A 22,919-nucleotide genomic window follows, 5' to 3' on the forward strand; every position below is an offset into this window, starting at 1 on the left:
TCGCGCGCGCATGGAAATATTTGCGGGAGGAGAAAGCGATGGTACTGACAACTGACGCAATAGAGAGCGCAAAAAGCCTGCTGAATGCGGGTGCTGAGAAATTCAAAAATTATCCTGGCGACTTGTCACGTGTGCCAGCGTTTAACGTAACGCTTGGCGGCAGGGCGCTGATCATGCTGGATGAGAAACTGATCTCGTTAGAATTAACAGATAACAGGGGCTTTAATGCTGATGAACTGACTATCACTGTTGATGACAGCCAGGGAGATATTGAGTTACCGCCGCGTGGCGCTGAATTATCGGTAGCGATAGGCTGGCAGGGAGAAAAACTGGTACACAAAGGGATTTTCATCGTGGATGAAATTGCGCACTCAGGACCGCCGGACCGTATCGAGATCACGGCCAGAAGTGCAGATTTCCGCGATGAATTTAACGTTAAGCGGGAGGTGTCGTGGCATGACGTTACAGTAGAGCGCATCGTCTCTGCTATAGCTCACAGGTACAAGTTAAAACCTCTCATCTCAGAGCAACTGATGTCCGCCGAGATCGATCATGCAGATCAGACGCAGGAAAGCGATATGTCGTTTCTGACGCGCATGGCGGAAATGCTGGGTGCTATTGCAACTGTGAAAAATGGTTACCTGCTCTTCATCCTGCCTGGTGGCGGTGTCAGCGCAAATGGCAGAGCGTTGCCGGAGTTTTCCATCACGCGCAGCAGCGGAGATCGCCATTCTTTCCGGATTGCTGATCGCGACGCATACACTGGCGTGCAGGCGTACTGGCTTGATATGGATTTCGGGAAAAAGAAAAAGGTTACTGTTAAAAAGCGGAAGAAAACCGCAGACAAAAAGCCGCGTAGCAGCAGCCGGGAAGGGGACTATATTGCCGGTGAAGATGGTAACGTTTTTGTACTCCGTACGACGTACAGCAGTGAGATGGCCGCACAACGTGCAGCCGCTGCAAAATGGCAACAACTCCAGCGCGGAGCTGCTGAGTTCTCTTTAACCCTGGCTTACGGGCGCGCGGATCTGTATCCGGAGATGCACGGAACGGTAACGAAGTTCAAAGACGTCATTGACGGCCAGGACTGGATAATTGCGAAGGCAAGCCACACTATTGACGATAGTGGGTTTAAAACGCGGCTGGAGTTGGAAGCAAAAATACCTGAATGGATTGCAGAAACCGAATCATAGCGGCCATAATATGAGCGAGTTCAACTCCCGCCATGGGAGGCCATTATGTTTAAGTGTCCTGTTTGTGGTGCCGTCGCCCGTACGCGCACCAGTCGCCCTCTTAGTGAAATGACAGTCCGGCATTATCACCAGTGCCAGAATTTCGAATGCAGTATTACGTTTACTACGCTCAACAGCGTTGAGAAGCTGGTAACCAAGCGAGCACCACGCGATAAGTTACCAGCTGATTTCATTCCATCCGATGCTTTCCCCGCTTCGCACTATGGGAGGGATCAGCTTAATTTGGCCCTCTAAATAGTGGCAGCAAAAGTCCAGCCATTACCTGTGATTACCAGCGATTACCATCAAAGAGAGTCTTATTTATCATAAGGTTATGTTTTATAAGGCTCTCTAATAGTTTTTAAAATCCCTCGGCGTTCGCGCTGTGTGGGTTCAAGTCCCACTCCGGGTACCATGGGAAAGAATAGAATAATCAAAGCAATAAGCAGTGTCGTGAAACCACCTACGGGTGGTTTTTTTGTGCCTGAAATTTAATGTCCTGACGCGCTGTATATCTTGTCTCCCTATAAGCGGGTAGCCACCCGCTTATTTATCCCGCAGTTCTTGCGCTAGCGCGATAAACGCTTTCAACCTAGGTGGAACATGGCGCCTGCCGGGGTAGTAGAGGCGTAATCCTCCGAAGGATGGGCACCACTCTTCCAGTACGCTGACCAGTCGCCCTTGCGCGATATCCTCCTGCACAAACCACTCGGAAATAAATGCAATCCCCACGCCGCTGAGTACAGCGCGACGGATGGCTTGCATCTCGTTCAGTACGATACGCGGCGGGATGTTTAGTGAAAATTTTTGCTGATGGCGCTCCAGTTCCCAGTGATAAATACCGCCGTGCGACATGCGCATACCGATGCTGCGGTGTTGCAGTAAATCCTCTGGTGACTGCGGCGTGCCGTGTGTGGCGAAGTATTCAGGTGTGGCTACCACTAACATACGGATATCCGGTGTGAGCGAAACGGCAATCATATCTTGCGGCACCGATTCCGCGAGTCGGATCCCGGCGTCATAGCCTTCCGCCACGATATCAACCATTCTGGATTCACTGGTGATATCAAGACGCATGTGTGGGTAACGCTGCAGATAGACTTCAATCAGCGGCTGATAGAGCAGGGATACGCTCTCCTGCGGAGCATTGATGCGCAGCGTTCCTGTCGGGGTATCTGACGTTGTGGCGATCTCTTCTGAGACTCGCTGAATCTCAGCCAGCGCGGGCGCAATGCGTTCGATGTAGCGCTCACCCGCAGGCGTAAGGGCCACACTGCGCGTGGATCGGTTAAACAGACGTACTTTCAGCTGAGTTTCCTGGCTGGCGACGATTCTGCTGACGGCAGTAGCCGACATGCCCAACTCACGCGCTGCGGCACGAAAACTCAACCTGTTCGCGACGGCCAGAACCACTTCCAGTTCAATCAATCCACTACGATGCATAGATTATCCCGATTTTCGGTACACCCCGTGCAGGATAAACCCTCTTATCATGATGATCATCTGTTTTTATACTCGCTTCATCCACTGAACAGAGAGAGCCTGCTATGCAGCATATCGATAAAATTTACCTTAACGGTGAGTTCGTTACCCCTCACGGCGAAGAATATTTCACGCTTTATAACCCGGCCACTGAAGAAGCTATTGGTCGTGTACGTCTGGCTGATGAGGTCGATGCAGAGCGGGCAATTGCCGCCGCGAAAGCCGCTTTTCCCGGTTGGTCAAAAACCCGTAAAGCAGAGCGCATTGAGGTATTACAACGCATGCATAATGCGGTTGTGGCGTGTGAAGACGCGCTGCTTGACGCCATTGTCACTGAATACGGTGCACCGAAGGTAAGAGGACGCTGGATGGCGCAATATCCTGCCGATGTGATTGCTCAGGCTATTGAAACGCTGGAAAACTTTGAGTTCGTCGAGCAGGCCGGTCATGCGCAAGTGATCATGACGCCGGTCGGAGTGGCAGGGCTGATTACCCCGTGGAACAGCAATGCGGGTTTCATCTGCAATAAGCTGGCAACAGCGATGGCCGCAGGTTGTACGGCAGTGATAAAACCGAGCGAAATGAGCGCGATACAGACGCAAATTATTACGGAAGCTCTGCATAAGGCCAACATTCCGGCTGGCGTATTCAACATCATTACAGGGCGCGGTGAGGTCGTCGGCGATGTCATTAACCATCATCCCGACATTGCCAAAATCTCCTTCACCGGCTCGACGGCGGTCGGAAAACACATTGTCGCCAGCAGCGCGCAGTCGCTTAAGCGCGTGACGCTCGAACTGGGCGGGAAATCGCCGACGATTATCCTTGATGATGCGGATGTTGCGCAATCCGTACCGCTGGTGCTGGCGGCGGGCTTTATGAACAGTGGGCAGGCCTGCGTTGCCGGGACGCGTATTCTGGTGCCGCGTAGCCGTCAGACCGAGTTTGAGCGAGCCATCGTGGAAGCCATTAGTACGATACAGACGGGCGATCCGCGGGATGAAAAAACGGAAATAGGTCCGATGGTCAGCCAGAAACAGTGGCAGCGCGTGCAGGATTATATCCGTTTAGGCATAGAAGAGGGGGCAACACTGCTGGCTGGCGGTGAAGGTCGTCCTTGCGGGCTGGAGAAAGGCTGGTTTATCAAGCCGACGCTGTTTTGCGGTCATAACCAGATGCGTATTGCTCGCGAGGAGATTTTTGGTCCGGTGTTGGTGCTCATCCCTTATGACGATGAGGCTGAGGCGCTGGCGATTGCCAACGATACCCATTATGGCCTGAGCGCGTTAGTGCTCAGCGGTGACCATCAGCGTGGGATACGTCTGGCGCAACAGATTGAGTCCGGCAGGGTGATGGTCAACACGCTGGCCCACGAACCGAAAGCGCCTTTCGGTGGCTTCAAACAGTCGGGGCTTGGCCGTGAAATGGGGAAATGGGGGATGCAGGCTTATCTGGAAGCGAAAGCAATAATGGCAGGGTAAAATCCAGCCAGAATCTTCTCCACATGTCTGTCACAGTTACCTGCGCAGGGGTGCGTTATGCATAAAGCTCCCCCGTGCGGGATTATTCATAAATCCATCCCGGGCAGGATTGTAGTTATGATTCTGAAAGCCATTGATCATGATCGGATCGCCTGCGCCATCCAGGATCACAAACGGTCCGCGCATCCTGTTTCGTGCTTTGAACGTGAAGCCGATATCATCGTCGCCGCCAATCACGATGACACCGCTACCTGTCGCTAACGCGGCGCTTAATTCTCGCTCCCGGCTGGCCTGGTTCTGAAAAGCACTGGCTGCAAGAGAGGATGAGACCATCAGCAGGAGAACGAAGATGGCGTATGAGAATGCCGGTAGTCGCTTCACGATGAATACCTGAACAAAGTGTGGCTATTAAAGTATAGCGTTTAGCGGGTATCCCATCCGGGTTTTCACGGCTGTCATTGAGGGTCAGGAGGGGCAAATTAACCACTATAATGAAAACAGATAACAGGTCATTGCACCTGTCTGCAGACGATCCTGGTGTGGGAGGTGATTATTAAAGACTTACTTCCTCCGACGGTCATGTTTGCCACATTACTCGTCTTTAGCGGCATTGCGTATCCGGCGGCAAATAACATTAGCGTGGTACTGATGCGGTCAGAACAGACCATGACGACTGATCTTATTGTTTCAGCGCAGCAGCGTTTTAATCAAATTCGCACTTATCAAGTCATGATGCGCTCCTCGTCGCCCCAGGGTGAAAGTAAAATTATTCGATATAGCTACCAAAAGCCCGGTTACGTCAGGATGGATTTTACCCAACCGCATTCTGGTGCAGTGCTGATCTATAGCCCCGTCAGCGCAAGCGTGAAGTTATGGCCATTTGGATTGGGCACATTACCCGTTCTGACACTTTCACCCGCTAACTCGCTGATACAAGATGATCGCGGTCACCGGGTAGATCAGTCTGACATTGGTGTTTTATTGGGGAACATTCGTCGTCTACAACGTGATGGCACAACCACCCTCCTCGGTGAGGAGAAACTGTCGGGGCGGACCACAACACATGTCTCCGTGCGGGGACCTGCGACAATGTCCGTTGAGGGGGTTCACCGGTATGACATCTGGTTAGATAAATATCATGGACTTCCCGCCAAAGTGATCAGCTATGCGCCTGATGGACAACGGCTGGAAACGGTCCTGATGGATGCGATGGTCATCGACATCCGTTTTCCTGTGGATTTTTTTACCCCGTAAGGAGTCGGGTCTATGGCCGAATATCAGTTCTCCACCGTCTGGCGGGTTGAGGCTTCGTTGCAGGAGGTATGGGATGTTTTTTCTCATCCGGATCAGTGGCCGGAATGGTGGGCATGTCTCGAAAAAGTCATTGAAATTAAAAGCGGCGACAGCCAAGGGATTGGGGCGTTGCACCGTTATACCTGGAAGGGGGCACTGCCTTATCGATTAACGTTTGATATCAATGTATTGAATATTATGCCTTGTTATCGCCTGGAAGGTGAAGCCAGCGGAGAGGTCGAAGGGAGAGGGGTATGGTCTTTTTCTGACTACGGGGAGGAGACCATTGTCAGGTATGACTGGCATGTCCGGACGACCCTTCGCTGGATGAATTATCTTGCGCCACTGGCGGCTCCCGTATTTCGCTGGAATCACGATACGGTCATGCGTGAGGGCGCAAAGGGGCTGGCGCGCAAATTAGGCACCCGCGTACGTGAGTTTTAATGTTGCCGAATAAACAGGCGATAAAGTATCAGTCCTTGCCCTGATACGTAAACTCACCGCCGTTTTTTATTAATAAGGCGGCGATATCGTCTAACGTTTTATCTAATTCCTGTGCATTTTTTATTCCTGCGTTGCGTAACTTCTCTAAGTTTTCTCGTGATGCGTTATCCAGCGCTGGATCGGCATCATACAATTCAGGCTGTATCCGAAAATATTTAGATTTAGCATCATCTACCGTTGAGGCTATCTGTTGCAAATAATACGCAGTCATTTGTGGTCCACCTTCGAGCGCGATATCAATGGCAGGTTTTGCCCAACCGAACGGTCCCCAGTCTTTAACTTCTGAGAACGAATAACTTTGTAACTTTTTACCGGTACCCAGCGAGATAATAATCATGTCTTTGATGCCTGCGACATTGCTAAATTTGATGGCCTCGGAATACGCGCAGAGTGCGGGATCGTTTGCGACCACACCCCCATCAACCAGTACGAATTTTTGTGCCAAAGGCGGCAATGAGTAAATACGTGCCGCTTCGAAATAGGTGGGGGCTGCAGAGGTTCCCCGTAAGGCATCTCTGACCAGAAAATTCATATTCTTCGCCACTGCCGAATGCTGCTTGAAAATGATTGGCTGACGACGGCTCACATCATAAGAAACAAAGCAGGTTGGTTTTAATAATTCACTTATTTTGGTTTCACCGAAGGCCGTTTTTAATACCCGTTCAAGCTCTTTTGCAGAGTATTTTTCATCGCTGACGCCCCCTAATGAACCAATCGCTTTCCAGACACCAACATCAAAAATGTCATCGCCGTCTTCAAGGTAGAAATTGACGGCTTCCTGAGCAGAATATTTAGGTTTGCCTTTGGCATCAGGGTACACGTAGGCGGAACAAAGAATGGCACCAGTACTGGTGCCGGCGACAAGGTCGAAGTAATCGGCTAATCGGGAGGCGGGTTTTTTGGATAGCTTTTGTAATTTTTTCTCCAGTTCGACCAATATCATACCCGGCAGAATGCCTCTTATCCCACCGCCATCAATTGATAATATTCTCATTGCCATTTTATCTTCCCCACAGGACAGGAAACGTGAACGAGGATTAATGCGGAAATCGGTTTTTACCGGCTCTACGGGTTTATATAAGCAGATTTTGAGCTGTTCGGCGTTAATGAGATTGCGTGATCTTCCTGAGAGCACCCCACGTCGCGACTGTACTTTTATGCCGGTAAATGGCTTAATGACGGCTGCGTAGTCGCTTTTTTCATTCACAGTTAACAGGTCTGTTATTGATGAATAATCACCATCGATCCACCTTCTTATACCAGCGTCTGTCTGCTGTGATGATCGCGTACGGCTTGTACTCCTTTAGCCGTCATTTCACTCATAAAACATGGACAGACAGCAATGCAACGTCGCCAATTTCTCAAAAATAGCGTTCTCCTTTCCGCCGCCGGTTTGGTAGGCCCCTCAATGGTGAGCCAGACGGTACACGCCGCAGAGTCATCAGTGGCTCCCGTGGCGCGTCGGCGTTTTGTGCTATCGCAAACCTACAAGCTGAACCCACCGCAAGGGTCAAGTGGTGAGGTCAAACTGTGGATCCCACTGCCGGTAGACACGGCGTTTCAGCAGATGACTGAACTGGCCTTTAGCGGCAACTATACGCAGGCTTACGTCACCACCAATAATACCTATGGCGCGAAAACGCTCTTTGCCCGTTGGCCCCATTCGCAGGGTGAACTGCTGATCAAGGTGGATATTGATATTGAAACCACCGACTGGGAGCCGCTGAAACAGGATGCGCTAAAAACCTGGCAGGCACCGGAGCAGATTGTTTACCCGCTGGACGTGAAGCCCTACTTATTGCCGACAGCGCATACTCCAGTTGACGGACTGGTACAGGAAACTGCGCGTAAAATTACCGGCAGTGAGCACGATCCATTGAAAAAAGCCCACCTGATCTATAACTGGGTCAGTAGCCATATGGAGCGCGATAATGACGTTATCGGCTGCGGGACGGGGGATGTTGCGGAGATCCTGAAGAGCGGCAAGCTCAAGGGAAAATGCACTGATATGAGTTCTGTTTTCGTGGCACTGGCGCGCGCCAGCGGCATTCCTGCGCGTGAGTTGTTTGGTATTCGCCTGGGACGAGCCAATAAACTTGAGCGCTATTCGAAAAGCGCGTTTGGCAAAGCCGATAGTGCCGGCGTTGCCGATGTCAGCGGAGGACAGCACTGTCGCGCAGAGTTCTATCTGGCCGGTTACGGCTGGCTGCCTTGTGACCCGGCGGACGTCACGAAGATGCGTCTGGCGGAGAAAAAAACGCATCAGGATGCCGATGTACAGGCGGTGAACACCTACCTGTTTGGTAACTGGGAAATGAACTGGGTGGGATTCAACTACGGACGCGATTTCGAACTGTATCCGGCAACAGAGCAGGGCGCAATGAACAACTTTGGCTATCCCTATGCGGAAGTGGATGGCGATCCGATCAATTTCTATGACCCTAAAGCGTTCTCCTACAGCTATGTCGCAACAGAACAACGCTAAAGGGGCTGGACTCACCCTTCTGACGGCCGCTGCGGCTGCCGTCACCGCGGGATTATGCTGTGTCGGGCCGCTGTTATATCTACTGTTTGGCATATCAGCGGCGAGCTTTACTGTCTTCACTCGCGTTGAGTTTTTACGTCTTCCCCTGATGGTGCTGACGTTAGGGTTATTGCTCCAGGTGTTCTGGCGGCTCTACTTTTCCAAACGCTTGTGGTGTTCCCGCTGGCTGACCTTAACGCAGATGCGCATTTTCTACTGGTGTGCCCTGGCGTTGATTGTGCCTGTCTTATTTTACCCAACGCTGGTGGCCTGGTTTTATGAGGTATTTGAATGAAAAAATTTGCGCCGATCGTGTGCCTGTTGCTGCCGTTATGGGCGCAGGCCGCCAATCAAAAAGTGGTGCTGGATATACAAAATATGACCTGCTCACTGTGCGTTATTTCCGTCAACCAGGTGCTACGTGAAACCGAGGGCGTGATCAAGGCAAAATCTTCATTAAAGACCCGGCAGGCTGAAGTGATTGTGCCTGAAAACTTCTCTACTGAAACGCTGGTCAAAGCAGTGGCGAAAACAGGATATACGGCCACGCTCAACCATATTGAGCAACAATAAACCACCTACGGGTGGTTTTCCCTCCATAGACCGGTGTTTTTGTGTATTAACTACCAGAATTACCCGCGTTTCCTGTTACCCTGAACAGGCGGTATCTGTTATCCGCTCATGCCCGGTTGTATCTGTTATCCCACCAGCCATGTAAGATAATCACAGGCAAGAATTTTTGACTAAGGAAAAGCGTTATGAAAACGGGACCATTAAACGAGAGCGAGCTGGAATGGCTGGATGATGTACTGACGAAGTACAACACGGACAAGGCAATTCTGGATGTGTCAGAACTCGATGGCTTGCTGACGGCGGTGCTGAGCTCGCCGTATGAAATTGAGCCAGAGCAGTGGCTGGTTGCGATTTGGGGAGGCGCGCAGTATGTCCCTCGCTGGTCATCTGAAAAAGAAATGACACGTTTCATGAATCTGGCGTTTCAACATATGGCCGACACGGCCGATCGTCTTGATGAATTTCCCGAGCAGTTTGAACCGCTGTTTGGATTGCGTGAAATAGAAGATCAGGAGCTGACGATTGTCGAAGAGTGGTGCTTTGGCTACATGCGGGGCGTCGCACTGTCGGACTGGTCTGCATTGCCGGATTCGTTAAAGCCTGCGCTTGATGCCATTGCGTTGCACGGTACGGAAGAAAACTTTGAGGTTGTTGAGAAACTGACCCCGGAAGCCTTTGAGGAAAGCGTGGATGCCATCCGTCTGGCCGCGCTGGATCTGCATGCCTACTGGATGGCGCACCCACAGGAAGCGCCCGTGAAGGTGCCGGTAAAGGTGGATGCCAAAGTCGGGCGTAACGACCCATGTCCGTGCGGCAGCGGTAAAAAATATAAGCAGTGTTGTCTGCACTAAGTAAAAAGGGGGCATAACGCCCCTTTTTACTTACCCCACTTCCGGTAGCAATCCTGCAGCGATAGAAAACTGCACGCCTATCACCACAATCCCGCAAAGAAAGACCAGGGCGAGAGCCGGGGTTCCACCTGCGACACGCCAGCTCGCCTGCGGGTTGAGCTTTCTGCTCTGCCAGACCAGCATGGATGGAATGAGCAGCGCCAGCACCGCCAGGGCAACGCCGGCATAACCCAGCGCCATCACGAAACCACGCGGGTAGAAGAGGGCGAAGGCCAGCGGTGGCAAGAACGTCACAACGCCAGTTTGCATTCTGCCTGCGACGGTATTACGGCGTTGGAAAAGATCCGCCAGATAGTCAAATAAACCCAGCGCAACACCGAGGAAAGAGGTTGCCAGCGCGAGGTCGGCAAACAGATGTACCGCCAGTTCAACGTGCGGTGAGGCAACGACTTCACGTAACGCCTGCAACAAGCCGTTTAAACCGGCATGGTTGGCTAACAGCCCCATAAATGTTGATGAGTTGATGCTGCCAAGTGTCGCCAGTTGCCAGAAAATATAGGCGACCAGCGGAATGGCGCTGCCCGTGATAAACACCCAGCGGAGTTTGCGGATATTGCCGTTCATATAGCTGACAATACTGGGGACGCTGCCGTGAAAACCGAACGAGGTGAAGATCACCGGAATTGCGGAGAGTGCAAGCCCTTGCTGGAGTGGTAGCGTCAGAAGGTTCACTTTATGGATATGCGGCATCAGCAAAGCGAGCATCACCACCAGGAAGATAATCTTGGCGCTGAATAACAGGCGATTAAACAAATCGACCAGCGATGTCCCGACACAGACAACGCCTCCGGCAACAAAGGTGAACAGCAGTACCCCCATCGTGGGAGAGATGCTGGTGCCCGTCCAGTCACTGATGCTTGACGCCAGCAACTCGCCTGCGCCGCTAATATACGCTGCCGTCAGCGCATACATCAAAAACATCATACTAAAGCCCGTCACCCATTGGCCGTAACGACCAAGATAACGTTTTGCCAGCGTGCCAAGCCCCGTATCCGCAGGCACATGCTGATACACTTCCAGCAGCAACAGCGCGGTGTAACACATCAAAGCCCACAGCCCGACCAATAACACCAGCGTGACACTAAATCCCACGCCTGCCGCCGCCAACGGCATCGCCAACATACCGGCGCCAATCGTGGTTCCCGCCACGATAAAAATACTACCCAGAGTTCTATTCTTCACGCTTTCCTCTGTCCCAGAGATAATCAACGGTTATATCTGCGGCGCAGGTTAAGGCATTACGTTATTTTCGTCAAATGACCGTTACAACTACTGTACAAAAATATTTACGATAATCAGGGCGGTAAGGTGTATTAAAAATGTCATTTATCTGTGCATTGCCAGCACAAACCTGTGTTAGCGCAAAGCAACGTCATTGGGTTCACATTAGGCTACGCACTTTATTGAGGAGGGTGTATGGATTCTATTCACGGTCACGAAGTGCTTAACATGATGATTGAGTCTGGCGAGCAGTATTCAAATGCCAGTCTGGAAGCGGCGATTACGGCCCGTTTTGGTGAAGGCGCGCGTTTTCATACCTGTTCAGCTTCGGATATGACTGCGGCTGAGTTGGTGGCGTTTTTAGCGGCAAAAGGGAAGTTTATTGCGAAAGATGACGGCTTCTCAACGCACGAAAGCAAGATCTGCCGCCATTAAGACGATGAAATAACGGTGGCAGGGCGCCGCCGTTATTTCACGAAATTAGTTTTGAGTATCCAGCGTGGCCAGTTCTTTATCGATGAAATAAAGACCTTCGCCGCTTTTCCCTGCCAGCGTTAACTTATCAATGACAGATTTAAATAATTTCTCTTCTTCATGCTGCTCGGCAACATACCATTGCAGGAAATTAAAGGTTGGATAATCCTGGTGGGTCATTGCCGCATGTGCCAGCTCATTAATTTTCTGTGTGATCAGCTGTTCATGTTCATAGGTCACGCGGAACAGTTCATCCAGAGAAGCATATTCAGCGAACGGTGATGGCACGGTATTAATACACGGCAGGCTACCGGTATCGGTCAGGTAATCGAACAGACGCTGCATATGTGTCATCTCTTCCTGGGCGTGGCGACGCAGAAACGCGGCCGCACCTTCGAAGCTGTGATAGCTGCACCACGCGCTCATCTGTTGGTAGAGCAGAGATGAATAAAGTTCAAGATTCATTTGCTCATTCAGTTTGTCGATCATTTCTGTTTTCAGCATGGTTCTGCTCCACGAACGTTAATTATATATTTACGTGGCGCCACTATAATTTGTTATTTAATTATTTGCAAAAGGTAAAATAATAAATTTAATTATTAAAAATGCGAATGGGAATAAAACGCATTAATGATCTTAAGACGACGGTATCAATGACGAAAATAATAAAAGACCAGCATAAATGTGCTGGTCAGAAAGATTAATAATTGAAAGAGGGGGATTGTGATACCGCCACCCCGTGGCACTGCCAGGCGAGCGTGATTTTTGTATTCAGACACAGAGAGCCTGCATAAACGCTACAGGTTGATACCGGTTGACCAAACGCAACGGCGCTGGCGTACCCCATCCGCTGGCACGCTCTCGTGGCTGTGCCCTGGGCGACATAGTCGTCGGTACGTGCCGTCTGCAGCATCGCTTGATTGTAAGTAAGACGCACCACGCCAGTGATGGCGCTGGCCTCGCTGACCTGAGCCTGTTTAGTGATAGTGCACCCTGTCAGCATGAGCGGCAAAAGGGCAAGGATAAAGGTCTTCATGATCTCGCTCTGAAAGTTCGGTGATACGCTATCCTCGCTTAAACAGTGACGAGTCAATGGGTTGAATAACGTAAAGATCACCAGCGATTAATCACAACGACGCCTTCCTGCTGGCAAATTACGGCGGTTTCGCGGGAAAAGTGTGAGCACATTATTACTTTTTGAAACAAAATTTCATTAAATTTGAAAGTGCGTTTGCAAGATAGTAATGTGACCTAAATGTTATGACTCACGGCGGAACTCCCGCGACGCATTCAGGAGAATACAGAATGAAAATTGCATTGATGATGGAAAACAGCCAGGCAAGCAAAAACGCGATCATTCACAACGAACTTAAGGCCGTTGCGGATGAGAAAGGCTTCCCGGTCTTTAACGTCGGGATGAGTGATGAGCATGACCATCATCTGACCTACATCCACCTCGGCATCATGGCCAGCATTCTGCTCAATTCCAAAGCCGTAGATTTTGTGGTTACCGGTTGCGGTACGGGGCAGGGCGCGATGATGTCGCTCAATATCCACCCGGGCGTGGTGTGTGGTTACTGCCTTGATCCGGCGGATGCGTTCTTGTTCGCACAGATCAACAACGGGAATGCGCTCTCCCTCGCATTCGCAAAAGGTTTTGGCTGGGGCGCCGAACTGAATGTGCGTTACATGTTTGAAAAAGCCTTTACCGGTCGCAACGGCGAAGGCTATCCACCAGAGCGTAAAGAGCCGCAGGTACGTAACGCGGGTATTCTGAACCAGGTGAAAGCGGCAGTAGTAAAAGAAAACTACCTTGATACCCTGCGCGCTATCGATCCTGAGCTGGTGAAAACGGCCGTATCAGGCCCGCGCTTCCAGCAGTGCTTCTTTGAAAATTGCCAGGACAAAACGATCGAAGCCTTTGTCCGTGAAATTATTGGCTAATGATGTTGTCAGCCCGGTGCGAGATGACACCGGGCTTATCTGTTTTTGTTTGACACCGCACTGCCAGCATCACGGGTCAGTCGCAAGGTATCCATCATCCCAATCAGACAAATCATCGCGATCGCCACAAATGCCAGACGGAAACTGATCCCGGGAATATGGCCCAGCGTCAGCCATTCACTGATTTTATCGCCAATTCTGATCCCAATCGCCGCCAGTGAAATCCCCAGACCTACCGCGAGTTGTGTTGCCGTACTGAACAGCGTATTGGCATAGCTCATCTGTTGGGCTGGGACATCTGCGAACGCCAGCGTGCTGACGCCGGTAAATTGAATCGAGCGGAAAACCCCACCCAGATACAGCACCAACAAAATGACCCACACGGGCGTTTGCGGGGTAATCAACGCACAGGCCAACAGCGCCAGGACGTTAAGCGCGCCGTTAATTAACAGCAGTTTCTTAAAGCCCAGCCAGCGTATCAATGGCGTGGTGGCGGGTTTTATCGTCAGATTCCCCACAAACACTGCCAGAACCAGTGAACCGGCATGAAACGCGTTCATACCAAATCCCACCTGAAACATCAGCGGCAGCAGAAAAGGGACGGCGCTGATGGAGGCGCGAAACAGTGACCCGCCGTACATCGTAACGCGAAACGTGGGGACGCTCATGGCATCCAGGCGAATCATCGGCCAGGTGGCGTGGCGAAAATGGCGCAGGGAAAACAAGAACGTGACGATGCCCAGGGCGAACAGCCCGAGGGTAAGCCAGCCCTGCGGTTGCTGTGACCCCAGTAATTCCATGGCATACACCAGGCTGACCATCGCGACAGACGTGGCCATAAAACCGGGTAAATCGAACGGGCGGCGCTCATCGTCACGAATATTCGGGATAAAACGCAGCGCCAATGCGATGGCCAGCAGGCCCAGCGGCACATTAATGAAGAAGATCCAGCGCCAGTTGGCGTAGCTGGTGATAAACCCGCCGAGCGGTGGGCCGATGATTGGGGCAACCAGCGCGGGCCAGGTCAGGGTGGCAATCGCGGTGATTAATTGATGTTTGGGGGTGGTGCGCAGCACGGCGAGGCGACCGACCGGCACCATCAACGCGCCGCCCACGCCCTGGAATATTCGCATGGCAACAAAACCTTCGAGGCTATCCGCCAGGCCGCAAAAAACGGAAGCGAGGGTGAAGATTGCCAGCGCCAGGGTAAACACTTTTCGGGCGCCGAAGCGATCGGCGATCCAGCCACTGGCGGGGATCAGTACCGCCAGTGTGATCAGATAGGCGCTGATGCCAATGTTTAAATCCACCGCCTGCACGCCAAAGCTTTTGGCCATGTCAGGCAGAGCGGTGGCAATCACAGTGCCATCAATAAACTCCATAAAAAACGCCCCGGCAACCAGTAAGGCCGCCGGGGAAAGACCGCGTTTGTTCTCAACCGCTAAATTTTCACTCATGTTGTGCTTGCCATCTCAAAGAAACTGACTGGTACGGTTTTTATTTACGGCGCTGTTGTGATGTTTTCGCCGCTATCGTTTTGACGTCTGAATGGGTACTATGACGACCTTTCTATAAGGAGCTCACTATGTCCCAAACACTGAATGCCGATCAGGAACTGCTCTCGGACGTTGTTGCCTGCCAGTTGGTTATCAAACAAATTCTGGATGTCATTGATGTTATTGCCCCGGTAGAAGTTCGGGAGAAAATGTCCAGCCAACTGAAAAGCATCGATTTCTCCAGTCATCCTGCAGGTGCCGATCCGGTTACGATGCGTGCAATTCAAAAAGCGGTTGCATTGATCGAACTGAAATTCACTCCGCAGAATGAGTCTCACTAAAATAAACCGTTGTTTCAGATTTGAGAAAGGTTTTTTGTGCCTCCGCAATGAGAGGCGCAGTTTGACGGTGAGTCAGGAGTGGACCAGATAGCGATGTGCTGCATCGCTATCTGGTCTAAAGCAAGGGGAAATCGCCGATCAATGCTGCTGGTAATTCACCACGTTTAACAGATGTTTATCCATTTGCACCATACATAATCCAGCGCGTTTGGCGCTGCGCACTTCATCAAGGATCGTTTGTAACAGCACGCCATCCTGCTGCTGTTCTTTTTCCAGTTCGTGAAGAAAATCAATGGTAGGCGCATCGTTTAATGCTTCTGCTTCGTCTGCTAAGCGCGACAACGTTCTGGAACGCTGCTGATATTCATCCAGCGTTTTCTGAAATAATTCTTCCAGAGACGTCAGTTCATCGCCGGGCACATCAATGGCTTTAACGATAGGGTTTGCCCCCGCGTTTTTCATAAAATTAAAGACGCGCATCATTTGCGTGACGTTACTTTGAGCCTGCGTGCGCAGAAACGTCGCGGTGCCTGTCAGACTGTGCTCGTAGCACCATTCGCTGAGGTGAAGGTAGAGATTCGACGCATAAAACTCGAGGTTCATTTGCGTGTTCAGTTTGTGAACAATTCCAACTGCAGCCATATCAATATCCTTATTTCCAGAAAGGAGGATGTACGTCACTCACGCCAGTACAACGGGCTGTCGTTGCACTTCACATCGACGTACATGTAATACTGTTAGCAGAATAAATCCGTTCCGCCGGTCCTTTATGTGATCCAAGAGGCAATACGTTGCCTGTCGAAAATAAGCATAACGCCAGTATGGGTATAAGAAAATCCTTAAATCTTCGTATTTATGTTTTTTTACATATTGTCATGCCGTTATATTCGTTTTCGCGGTGAGATAAATAATGGGATTTTATTTAATGTGCTGATATTAATGCATTTAATGGTAAATTTCCTGTGCGAAACGTGATTTTAACGTCAGGGTATTAATTTCATTTTTGCGCCAGATCAGTTTTGCAGAATTCCAAAAATCAACCCGCCGTAATAATTTGGTATTTCATGTTGGGTTTATCTGAATAACCCGACGTGTGGTGCTGAGATGAATGTGAGAAAAAGGTGACGGACAGTGAATATGTCAATGTTGCGGAATTCGGGGACAAGGACGCACTGGCTGACCTTATGGATTAATCTGCTATATCCCGTTTTCTGCGCCAAAAAAATGCTGCTTTTTTATGTCATTTCCCACTGAATTTATGTACGCAATTACTGTAATTCTGTGGTGTGATGCCGCTCTCTTATGGAGAATCAATTTCCCGCTACAACTACTCCAGCACTGGCGTTGATCTTATCAATAAAAGGTAATGCCTTGTTTTACGTCCGAATTACAAAAAATAGTCTGATATTACCCTACATAAAAGAACGTTAAAGCTGGAGTTAACCATGCACAAATTCACTAAAGCGTTGGCGGCCATCGGTCTGGCCGCGGTTATGTCACAATCCGCTATTGCTGAATCCATGAAGCTCGGTTTCCTGGTCAAACAACCGGAGGAGCCGTGGTTCCAGACAGAGTGGAAGTTTGCGGATAAAGCGGGCAAAGATCTTGGTTTTGAAGTGATTAAAATTGCGGTGCCGGACGGAGAGAAAACCCTTAATGCCATCGACAGCCTGGCGGCAAGCGGGGCGAAAGGGTTTGTTATCTGTACGCCGGATCCGAAACTCGGGCCTGCCATTATGGCCAAGGCACGTGGCTACGACATGAAGGTTATCGCCGTGGATGACCAGTTCGCCAATGCCAAAGGTAAACCGATGGATACCGTGCCGCTGGTGATGATGGCTGCGACCAAAATTGGTGAGCGCCAGGGACAAGAGCTGTACAACGAAATGCAGAAGCGCGGCTGGGATGTGAAATCCACCGCCGTCATGGCCATCACCGCGAATGAACTGGATACCGCGCGCCGCCGCACGTCAGGTTCAATGGCCGCGCTGAAAGCTGCAGGCTTCCCGGAAAAACAGATCTACCAGGTACCTACCAAATCGAATGACATCCCCGGCGCATTCGACGCCGCAAACTCCATGCTGGTTCAGCATCCTGAAGTGAAACACTGGCTGATTGTCGGCATGAACGACAACACCGTACTGGGTGGCGTTCGCGCGACGGAAGGTCAGGGCTTTAAAGCACCTAACGTGATTGGTATCGGCATTAACGGCGTTGATGCGGTGAGCGAACTGTCGAAAGGTGAAGCGACCGGATTTTATGGTTCATTGTTGCCAAGCCCGGACGTTCACGGCTACAAATCCAGCGAAATGCTCTACAACTGGGTGACCAAAGGCGCGGAACCGCCAGTCTTTACGGAAGTGACGGATGTGGTGTTGATCACCCGCGATAACTTTAAAGAAGAGCTGGCGAAAAAAGGGCTGGGCGGTAAATAACGCCACAGACAGTGAAACGCTTATCCGGTCTGCAATCGTCAGACCGGATAAGGCAACACCGCCATCCGGCTACAGGCCAGAACGATACTGACTCACGGAGACTTTATGCAACAGTCTACCCCGTATCTCTCATTCCGCGGCATTGGAAAAACCTTTCCCGGCGTAAAGGCGCTCACGGATATCAGTTTCGACTGCTATGCCGGTCAGGTGCATGCGCTGATGGGCGAAAATGGCGCCGGGAAATCAACACTATTAAAAATCCTCAGCGGCAACTATGCGCCAACCACGGGGACGCTTGTGATCCGTGGACAGGAAGTCTCCTTCGCGGACACGACCACCGCGTTGAACGCGGGTGTCGCCATTATTTACCAGGAACTGCATCTGGTGCCGGAAATGACCGTCGCCGAGAATATCTATTTAGGCCAGCTTCCGCACAAGGGCGGAATTGTGAATCGCTCGCTGCTGAACTACGAAGCGGGGCTGCAGTTAAAGCATCTGGGGATGGATATCGATCCTGCCACCCCGTTGAAATACCTCTCCATCGGCCAGTGGCAAATGGTGGAGATTGCGAAAGCGCTGGCGAGAAACGCCAAAATTATCGCCTTTGATGAGCCAACCAGCTCCCTTTCTGCAAGGGAGATCGAGAATCTGTTTCGTGTCATCCGCGAACTGCGCAACGAAGGGCGCATCATTCTGTATGTTTCGCACCGTATGGAAGAGATTTTTGCGCTCAGTGATGCCATCACCGTGTTTAAAGATGGTCAGTACGTCAAAACGTTTACGGATATGCAGCAGATTGATCACGATGCGTTGGTGCAGGCGATGGTGGGACGTGATCTCGGCGATATCTACGGCTGGAAACCCAGACCGTACGGCGCGGAACGTTTGCGTTTGCATGAGGTGAAAGCGCCAGGCGTGCGCACGCCGATCAGCTTGTCGGTGTGCAGCGGCGAAATCGTGGGTTTATTCGGGCTGGTGGGCGCCGGGCGTAGCGAACTGATGAAAGGGCTGTTCGGTGGAACGCGGATCACGCAAGGTCAGGTTTTTATTGATGAACAACCGATTGATATCCGCAAACCGAGCCATGCCATTGAAGCCGGTATGATGCTGTGCCCTGAGGATCGCAAAGCGGAAGGGATCATCCCGGTGCATTCGGTACGTAACAACATCAATATCAGCGCTCGCCGTAAGCATGTGCTGGGGGGATGTCTGATCAACAACGGCTGGGAAGAAACCAACGCTGACCACCACATTCGTTCGCTCAATATTAAAACGCCAGGCGCAGAGCAGTTAATCATGAATCTTTCCGGCGGTAATCAGCAGAAGGCCATTCTGGGGCGCTGGTTATCGGAAGATATGAAGGTGATTTTGCTTGATGAACCTACGCGCGGTATCGATGTGGGCGCGAAGCATGAAATTTACAACGTGATTTATGCGCTGGCGGCGCGCGGCGTTGCCGTGCTGTTTGCTTCCAGTGACCTGCCGGAAGTGCTTGGTGTTGCCGACCGCATTGTCGTGATGCGGGAAGGTGAAATCGCCGGCATGTTGCTTCATGAACAGGCGGATGAACGGCAGGCGCTGAGCCTTGCTATGCCTAAAGTCAGCCAGGCTGTAGCCTGAATAAGGAGAGTATGATGTCTTCCGTTTCTACATCGGGTTCTGGCGCAGCGAAGTCGGCGCTAAATCTTGGCAGAATTTGGGATCAGTACGGGATGCTGGTGGTGTTCGCCGCATTGTTCCTGGTGTGCGCCCTCTTTGTGCCAAATTTTGCCACCTTCATTAACATGAAGGGGCTGGGGCTGGCGGTATCCATGTCGGGTATGGTGGCGTGCGGGATGCTGTTTTGTCTGGCATCCGGTGACTTTGACCTGTCGGTCGCCTCCGTCATCGCCTGCGCAGGGGTGACCACCGCAGTGGTTATCAATATGACCGAAAGCCTGTGGATTGGCGTGGCAGCAGGACTCCTGCTGGGCGTGCTGTGCGGTCTGGTCAATGGCTTCGTGATTGCCCGTTTAAAAATTAACGCGCTGATCACTACGCTGGCGACCATGCAGATAGTGCGTGGTCTGGCCTACATTATCTCGGATGGTAAAGCGGTCGGTATTGAAGATGAGCGTTTCTTCACCCTGGGGTATGCCAACTGGTTAGGCCTGCCAGCGCCCATCTGGTTGACCGTCGGCTGCTTCATTATTTTTGGCTTACTGCTCAACAAAACGACCTTTGGTCGTAATACGCTGGCCATCGGTGGTAATGAGGAGGCGGCGCGTCTGGCAGGGGTGCCGGTTGTCCGCACCAAGATTATCATCTTCATTCTTTCTGGCCTGGTCTCGGCAGTCGCAGGGATTATCCTGGCCTCGCGTATGACCAGTGGACAACCGATGACCTCGATCGGTTATGAGCTGATCGTTATTTCGGCGTGCGTATTGGGTGGCGTTTCCCTGAAGGGCGGCATCGGAAAAATCTCATATGTGGTGGCCGGGGTGTTGATTCTGGGCACGGTGGAAAATGCGATGAACCTGCTGAACATCTCCCCATTTGCACAGTATGTCGTTCGCGGCCTCATCCTGCTGGCGGCGGTGATCTTCGACCGTTACAAACAAAAAGCGAAGCGTACGGTGTGATGATAAAACGCCTAACTTTTTAGTCTAGCTTCTCCTTATCGCCAGCCGCTATATCGGCTGGCGATTGTTTTTCCAAATGGCGAGCCTGGTCACACTGTCTATACTTATATCCTCATACATCCACTATACGGCGCGATCCGCGCGTCGCACAGACCATGATGAGGAGGAGTACCGGGTGACAGCATTGCTAACCGTAACCCCCGAGCTATCTGCAAACTGTGCTTATTTTTTCGATCTCGATGGCACCCTCGCTGAGATCAAACCGCATCCCGATCAGGTTGTTATCCCCAGGGACATCCTGCAGTTATTACATCGTCTGGCAACGCGCAATGCGGGCGCGCTGGCATTGATTTCAGGGCGCTCAATGGCTGAGCTTGACGCGCTTACAACCCCATATCGATTTCCGCTTGCCGGCGTTCATGGGGCAGAGCGCCGTGATATCAATGGTCAAACCCACATTGTGACGCTTCCTGAGAACGTCGAGCGAGAAATCAGTGCCCGCCTGCATGCTGCGCTGGCTGAGTTGCCGGGCACGACGCTTGAAGCCAAAGGCATGGCTTTTGCGCTGCACTATCGACAGGCTCCTGAACACGAGGCGGCGCTGCTGGCGCTGGCTGAGCACATCACTCGCACCTGGCCGCAGCTTGCGCTGCAACCCGGAAAATGCGTCATCGAGATCAAACCGAAAGGGACGAATAAAGGGGAAGCCATTGCGGCATTTATGCAGGAAGCGCCCTTTGCCGGACGAATGCCTGTTTTTGTCGGCGATGATCTGACCGATGAAGCCGGATTTGGCGTGGTGAACCGCGCCGAGGGAATTTCTGTGAAGGTGGGAAGCGGCGCGACTCAGGCAACTTGGCGTCTGGCTGGCGTGGCGGAAGTTTGGCACTGGCTGGAGCATATCAACTGTCTGCAGCAAGAACAAAAAGCAACACATGACGGGAGAGATGGCTATGAGTCGTTTAGTCGTAGTATCTAATCGCATTGCCTCGCCGGATGACAAAGGGAGCGCCGGAGGGCTCGCGGTCGGCGTGCTCGGTGCGTTGAAGGCGGCAGGTGGGCTATGGTTTGGCTGGAGCGGCGAGACCGGTAACGAAGATCAACCGTTAAAAAAAATCACCCGCAGCAACATCACCTGGGCCTCGTTTAATCTGAGTGAGCAGGATTACGAAGAATATTACTGCCAGTTTTCGAATGCCGTCTTGTGGCCGGCGTTTCACTATCGGTTGGATTTGGTTCAGTTTCAGCGTTCTGCATGGGAAGGGTATCAGCGGGTGAATGCCTTGCTGGTTGATAAGCTGCTGCCGTTGCTGAGCGATGACGACATCATTTGGGTACATGATTACCATCTGTTGCCGTTTGCCTGCGAATTGCGCAAACGTGGCGTGAATAACCGCATCGGCTTTTTCTTGCATATTCCTTTCCCAACGCCGGAAATTTTCAATGCGCTGCCTCCGCATGACATGCTGCTTGAGCAATTGTGTGATTTCGATTTGCTGGGCTTTCAGACAGAAAACGATCGTCAGGCTTTTCTGGAGTGTCTGAAGGCGCAAACGAAGGTCAGTACGCACGGCGACAAGCATCACCGCGCCTGGGATAAAGCGTTTCGCACTGACGTCTATCCTATCGGTATTGAGCCTGATGAAATTGCGCGGCAGGCATCCGGACCATTGCCGCCGAAAATGGCGCAGATGAAGGCGGAATTAAAAAATGTGAAGAATATTTTTTCCGTTGAGCGTCTGGATTATTCCAAAGGTTTGCCGGAGCGCTTTCAGGCCTATGAGGCGCTGCTGGAGCATTATCCACAGCATCACGGTAAGATTCGGTATACACAAATCGCGCCCACATCGCGTGAGGAAGTACAGGCCTATCAGGACATTCGCCACCAGTTAGAGACTGAAGCAGGGCGGATAAACGGGAAATATGGTCAATTGGGTTGGACGCCGCTCTACTATCTCAACCAGTATTTTGATCGCAAATTGCTGATGAAGATCTTCCGTTACTCCGATGTGGGGCTGGTGACGCCTTTGCGCGATGGCATGAATCTGGTGGCGAAAGAGTTTGTCGCAGCACAGGACCCTGACAATCCCGGCGTGCTGGTGTTATCCCAATTTGCCGGGGCGGCGAATGAGCTGACCTCCGCGCTGATCGTTAACCCGTACGATCGTGATGACGTCGCCAGTGCATTAAACAAGGCATTAACCATGCCGCGTGAGGAGCGAATTTCCCGCCATGCCAGCATGCTGGAGACCATTGTCAAAAATGATATCGACAGCTGGCAGGCGAGTTTTATACGCGATCTAAAGAAGGTCGCGCCACGTAATGCGGAGAATCAGCCGCACGATAACGTGGCTACCTTTCCTAAAGAGGCCTGAGTTGCTGGGCGG

The 22,919-nt window shown here is 51.5% G+C and carries 25 protein-coding genes; 17 read left to right on the top strand and 8 right to left on the bottom strand.

Features of this window, described 5'->3' with window-relative positions; all coding sequences use genetic code 11:
- Positions 1–38 precede the first annotated feature (38 nt).
- Together N7268_RS19245 and N7268_RS19250 are read left to right on the top strand one after the other, a co-directional pair.
- Positions 39–1,193, top strand: coding sequence for a phage late control D family protein (locus N7268_RS19245; protein ID WP_010835092.1), 1,155 nt, complete (start codon positions 39–41; stop codon positions 1,191–1,193).
- A gap of 45 nt (positions 1,194–1,238) precedes the next feature.
- The gene (locus N7268_RS19250) at positions 1,239–1,487 is read left to right on the top strand and encodes an ogr/Delta-like zinc finger family protein (RefSeq protein WP_008500389.1); all 249 of its coding nucleotides are present in this window, start codon (positions 1,239–1,241) and stop codon (positions 1,485–1,487) included.
- A gap of 291 nt (positions 1,488–1,778) precedes the next feature.
- On the opposite strand, the gene N7268_RS19255 is transcribed toward N7268_RS19250, so the two are convergent.
- A complete protein-coding gene (locus N7268_RS19255; protein ID WP_260864087.1) occupies positions 1,779–2,675 on the bottom strand; it encodes a LysR family transcriptional regulator in 897 nt (298 codons plus the stop codon).
- A 104-nt stretch (positions 2,676–2,779) separates the two neighbouring features.
- Here N7268_RS19255 and N7268_RS19260 point away from each other — a divergent pair, with 104 nt between their 5' ends.
- Entirely contained in the window at positions 2,780–4,195 is a 1,416-nt protein-coding gene (locus N7268_RS19260; RefSeq protein WP_260864088.1) for an aldehyde dehydrogenase family protein, read from the top strand.
- Between the two features lie 36 nt (positions 4,196–4,231).
- On the opposite strand, the gene N7268_RS19265 is transcribed toward N7268_RS19260, so the two are convergent.
- Positions 4,232–4,576, bottom strand: a complete 345-nt coding sequence (locus N7268_RS19265) for a hypothetical protein (protein WP_260864089.1) — start codon at positions 4,574–4,576, stop codon at positions 4,232–4,234.
- Positions 4,577–4,741: 165 nt separating this feature from the next.
- Here N7268_RS19265 and N7268_RS19270 point away from each other — a divergent pair, with 165 nt between their 5' ends.
- Positions 4,742–5,449: a LolA family protein gene (locus tag N7268_RS19270; protein ID WP_260864090.1), complete on the top strand. Its 708-nt coding sequence runs from the start codon at positions 4,742–4,744 to the stop codon at positions 5,447–5,449.
- Positions 5,450–5,461: 12 nt separating this feature from the next.
- Positions 5,462–5,932 carry an SRPBCC family protein gene (locus tag N7268_RS19275; RefSeq protein WP_260864091.1) on the top strand — a complete coding sequence of 157 codons (471 nt, stop codon included), beginning with the start codon at positions 5,462–5,464 and terminating at the stop codon, positions 5,930–5,932.
- 28 nt (positions 5,933–5,960) lie between these two features.
- Here N7268_RS19275 and N7268_RS19280 read toward each other — a convergent pair whose 3' ends face one another.
- On the bottom strand, positions 5,961–7,199 hold the full coding sequence (locus tag N7268_RS19280) for a patatin-like phospholipase family protein (RefSeq protein WP_260864092.1): 1,239 nt from the start codon (positions 7,197–7,199) through the stop codon (positions 5,961–5,963).
- Between the two features lie 135 nt (positions 7,200–7,334).
- Between N7268_RS19280 and N7268_RS19285 the strand changes: the two genes are divergently transcribed.
- The 4 genes from N7268_RS19285 (at position 7,335) to N7268_RS19300 (ending at position 9,940) form a co-directional block, all read left to right on the top strand.
- Positions 7,335–8,477: a transglutaminase-like domain-containing protein gene (locus tag N7268_RS19285; protein WP_260864093.1), complete on the top strand. Its 1,143-nt coding sequence runs from the start codon at positions 7,335–7,337 to the stop codon at positions 8,475–8,477.
- Positions 8,455–8,811 (top strand): hypothetical protein, encoded by a 357-nt coding sequence (locus N7268_RS19290; RefSeq protein WP_260864094.1) that lies wholly within the window; start codon positions 8,455–8,457, stop codon positions 8,809–8,811. Before N7268_RS19285 ends, N7268_RS19290 begins: the two co-directional genes overlap by 23 nt.
- A complete protein-coding gene (locus tag N7268_RS19295; protein ID WP_260864095.1) occupies positions 8,808–9,089 on the top strand; it encodes a heavy-metal-associated domain-containing protein in 282 nt (93 codons plus the stop codon). The genes N7268_RS19290 and N7268_RS19295 overlap by 4 nt, the downstream gene beginning before the upstream one ends.
- Before the next feature lie 185 nt (positions 9,090–9,274).
- Positions 9,275–9,940: a YecA family protein gene (locus N7268_RS19300; RefSeq protein ID WP_260864096.1), complete on the top strand. Its 666-nt coding sequence runs from the start codon at positions 9,275–9,277 to the stop codon at positions 9,938–9,940.
- 30 nt (positions 9,941–9,970) lie between these two features.
- Here N7268_RS19300 and tyrP read toward each other — a convergent pair whose 3' ends face one another.
- Positions 9,971–11,182: a tyrosine transporter TyrP gene (tyrP, locus tag N7268_RS19305; RefSeq protein ID WP_198903846.1), complete on the bottom strand. Its 1,212-nt coding sequence runs from the start codon at positions 11,180–11,182 to the stop codon at positions 9,971–9,973.
- A gap of 234 nt (positions 11,183–11,416) precedes the next feature.
- Between tyrP and N7268_RS19310 the strand changes: the two genes are divergently transcribed.
- Positions 11,417–11,656, top strand: coding sequence for a YecH family metal-binding protein (locus N7268_RS19310; protein ID WP_198903847.1), 240 nt, complete (start codon positions 11,417–11,419; stop codon positions 11,654–11,656).
- Positions 11,657–11,701: 45 nt separating this feature from the next.
- Here the strand turns inward: N7268_RS19310 and ftnA are convergent, their stop codons facing one another.
- A complete protein-coding gene (ftnA, locus tag N7268_RS19315; RefSeq protein WP_260864097.1) occupies positions 11,702–12,199 on the bottom strand; it encodes a non-heme ferritin in 498 nt (165 codons plus the stop codon).
- Between the two features lie 196 nt (positions 12,200–12,395).
- Entirely contained in the window at positions 12,396–12,731 is a 336-nt protein-coding gene (locus N7268_RS19320) for a YecR-like lipofamily protein (protein ID WP_198903849.1), read from the bottom strand.
- Positions 12,732–13,000: 269 nt separating this feature from the next.
- Between N7268_RS19320 and N7268_RS19325 the strand changes: the two genes are divergently transcribed.
- Entirely contained in the window at positions 13,001–13,639 is a 639-nt protein-coding gene (locus tag N7268_RS19325) for an RpiB/LacA/LacB family sugar-phosphate isomerase (protein ID WP_260864098.1), read from the top strand.
- Between the two features lie 35 nt (positions 13,640–13,674).
- Here N7268_RS19325 and N7268_RS19330 read toward each other — a convergent pair whose 3' ends face one another.
- Positions 13,675–15,096, bottom strand: a complete 1,422-nt coding sequence (locus N7268_RS19330; RefSeq protein WP_260864099.1) for an MFS transporter — start codon at positions 15,094–15,096, stop codon at positions 13,675–13,677.
- A gap of 128 nt (positions 15,097–15,224) precedes the next feature.
- Between N7268_RS19330 and N7268_RS19335 the strand changes: the two genes are divergently transcribed.
- Complete coding sequence (locus N7268_RS19335; RefSeq protein WP_005127709.1) at positions 15,225–15,476, top strand: DUF2766 family protein; 252 nt, start codon at positions 15,225–15,227, stop codon at positions 15,474–15,476.
- Positions 15,477–15,614: 138 nt separating this feature from the next.
- On the opposite strand, the gene N7268_RS19340 is transcribed toward N7268_RS19335, so the two are convergent.
- Positions 15,615–16,118 carry a non-heme ferritin-like protein gene (locus N7268_RS19340; RefSeq protein WP_260864100.1) on the bottom strand — a complete coding sequence of 168 codons (504 nt, stop codon included), beginning with the start codon at positions 16,116–16,118 and terminating at the stop codon, positions 15,615–15,617.
- 803 nt (positions 16,119–16,921) lie between these two features.
- Between N7268_RS19340 and N7268_RS19345 the strand changes: the two genes are divergently transcribed.
- From N7268_RS19345 to otsA, 5 genes are all read left to right on the top strand, one after another.
- Positions 16,922–17,911, top strand: coding sequence for an arabinose ABC transporter substrate-binding protein (locus N7268_RS19345; RefSeq protein WP_260864101.1), 990 nt, complete (start codon positions 16,922–16,924; stop codon positions 17,909–17,911).
- 105 nt (positions 17,912–18,016) lie between these two features.
- Positions 18,017–19,531 carry an L-arabinose ABC transporter ATP-binding protein AraG gene (gene araG, locus N7268_RS19350; protein WP_260864102.1) on the top strand — a complete coding sequence of 505 codons (1,515 nt, stop codon included), beginning with the start codon at positions 18,017–18,019 and terminating at the stop codon, positions 19,529–19,531.
- A 14-nt stretch (positions 19,532–19,545) separates the two neighbouring features.
- Positions 19,546–20,532, top strand: coding sequence for an L-arabinose ABC transporter permease AraH (gene araH, locus N7268_RS19355; protein ID WP_260864103.1), 987 nt, complete (start codon positions 19,546–19,548; stop codon positions 20,530–20,532).
- 175 nt (positions 20,533–20,707) lie between these two features.
- Positions 20,708–21,511, top strand: coding sequence for a trehalose-phosphatase (otsB, locus tag N7268_RS19360; protein WP_260864104.1), 804 nt, complete (start codon positions 20,708–20,710; stop codon positions 21,509–21,511).
- On the top strand, positions 21,486–22,907 hold the full coding sequence (gene otsA / locus N7268_RS19365) for an alpha,alpha-trehalose-phosphate synthase (RefSeq protein WP_260864105.1): 1,422 nt from the start codon (positions 21,486–21,488) through the stop codon (positions 22,905–22,907). Before otsB ends, otsA begins: the two co-directional genes overlap by 26 nt.
- Positions 22,908–22,919: the final 12 nt, after the last annotated feature.

The sequence above is a fragment of the Citrobacter sp. Marseille-Q6884 genome, from assembly GCF_945906775.1.
In the GTDB taxonomy this organism is placed as follows: domain Bacteria; phylum Pseudomonadota; class Gammaproteobacteria; order Enterobacterales; family Enterobacteriaceae; genus Citrobacter.

Coding starts and splice junctions, on each gene's coding strand:
- N7268_RS19245 (WP_010835092.1), top strand. CDS start 39: ATGGTACTGACAACTGACGCAATAGAGAGCGCAAAAAGCCTGCTGAAT.
- N7268_RS19250 (WP_008500389.1), top strand. CDS start 1,239: ATGTTTAAGTGTCCTGTTTGTGGTGCCGTCGCCCGTACGCGCACCAGT.
- N7268_RS19255 (WP_260864087.1), bottom strand. CDS start 2,675: ATGCATCGTAGTGGATTGATTGAACTGGAAGTGGTTCTGGCCGTCGCG.
- N7268_RS19260 (WP_260864088.1), top strand. CDS start 2,780: ATGCAGCATATCGATAAAATTTACCTTAACGGTGAGTTCGTTACCCCT.
- N7268_RS19275 (WP_260864091.1), top strand. CDS start 5,462: ATGGCCGAATATCAGTTCTCCACCGTCTGGCGGGTTGAGGCTTCGTTG.
- N7268_RS19285 (WP_260864093.1), top strand. CDS start 7,335: ATGCAACGTCGCCAATTTCTCAAAAATAGCGTTCTCCTTTCCGCCGCC.
- N7268_RS19290 (WP_260864094.1), top strand. CDS start 8,455: ATGTCGCAACAGAACAACGCTAAAGGGGCTGGACTCACCCTTCTGACG.
- N7268_RS19295 (WP_260864095.1), top strand. CDS start 8,808: ATGAAAAAATTTGCGCCGATCGTGTGCCTGTTGCTGCCGTTATGGGCG.
- N7268_RS19300 (WP_260864096.1), top strand. CDS start 9,275: ATGAAAACGGGACCATTAAACGAGAGCGAGCTGGAATGGCTGGATGAT.
- N7268_RS19310 (WP_198903847.1), top strand. CDS start 11,417: ATGGATTCTATTCACGGTCACGAAGTGCTTAACATGATGATTGAGTCT.
- ftnA (WP_260864097.1), bottom strand. CDS start 12,199: ATGCTGAAAACAGAAATGATCGACAAACTGAATGAGCAAATGAATCTT.
- N7268_RS19320 (WP_198903849.1), bottom strand. CDS start 12,731: ATGAAGACCTTTATCCTTGCCCTTTTGCCGCTCATGCTGACAGGGTGC.
- N7268_RS19325 (WP_260864098.1), top strand. CDS start 13,001: ATGAAAATTGCATTGATGATGGAAAACAGCCAGGCAAGCAAAAACGCG.
- N7268_RS19330 (WP_260864099.1), bottom strand. CDS start 15,096: ATGAGTGAAAATTTAGCGGTTGAGAACAAACGCGGTCTTTCCCCGGCG.
- N7268_RS19335 (WP_005127709.1), top strand. CDS start 15,225: ATGTCCCAAACACTGAATGCCGATCAGGAACTGCTCTCGGACGTTGTT.
- N7268_RS19340 (WP_260864100.1), bottom strand. CDS start 16,118: ATGGCTGCAGTTGGAATTGTTCACAAACTGAACACGCAAATGAACCTC.
- N7268_RS19345 (WP_260864101.1), top strand. CDS start 16,922: ATGCACAAATTCACTAAAGCGTTGGCGGCCATCGGTCTGGCCGCGGTT.
- araG (WP_260864102.1), top strand. CDS start 18,017: ATGCAACAGTCTACCCCGTATCTCTCATTCCGCGGCATTGGAAAAACC.
- araH (WP_260864103.1), top strand. CDS start 19,546: ATGTCTTCCGTTTCTACATCGGGTTCTGGCGCAGCGAAGTCGGCGCTA.
- otsA (WP_260864105.1), top strand. CDS start 21,486: ATGAGTCGTTTAGTCGTAGTATCTAATCGCATTGCCTCGCCGGATGAC.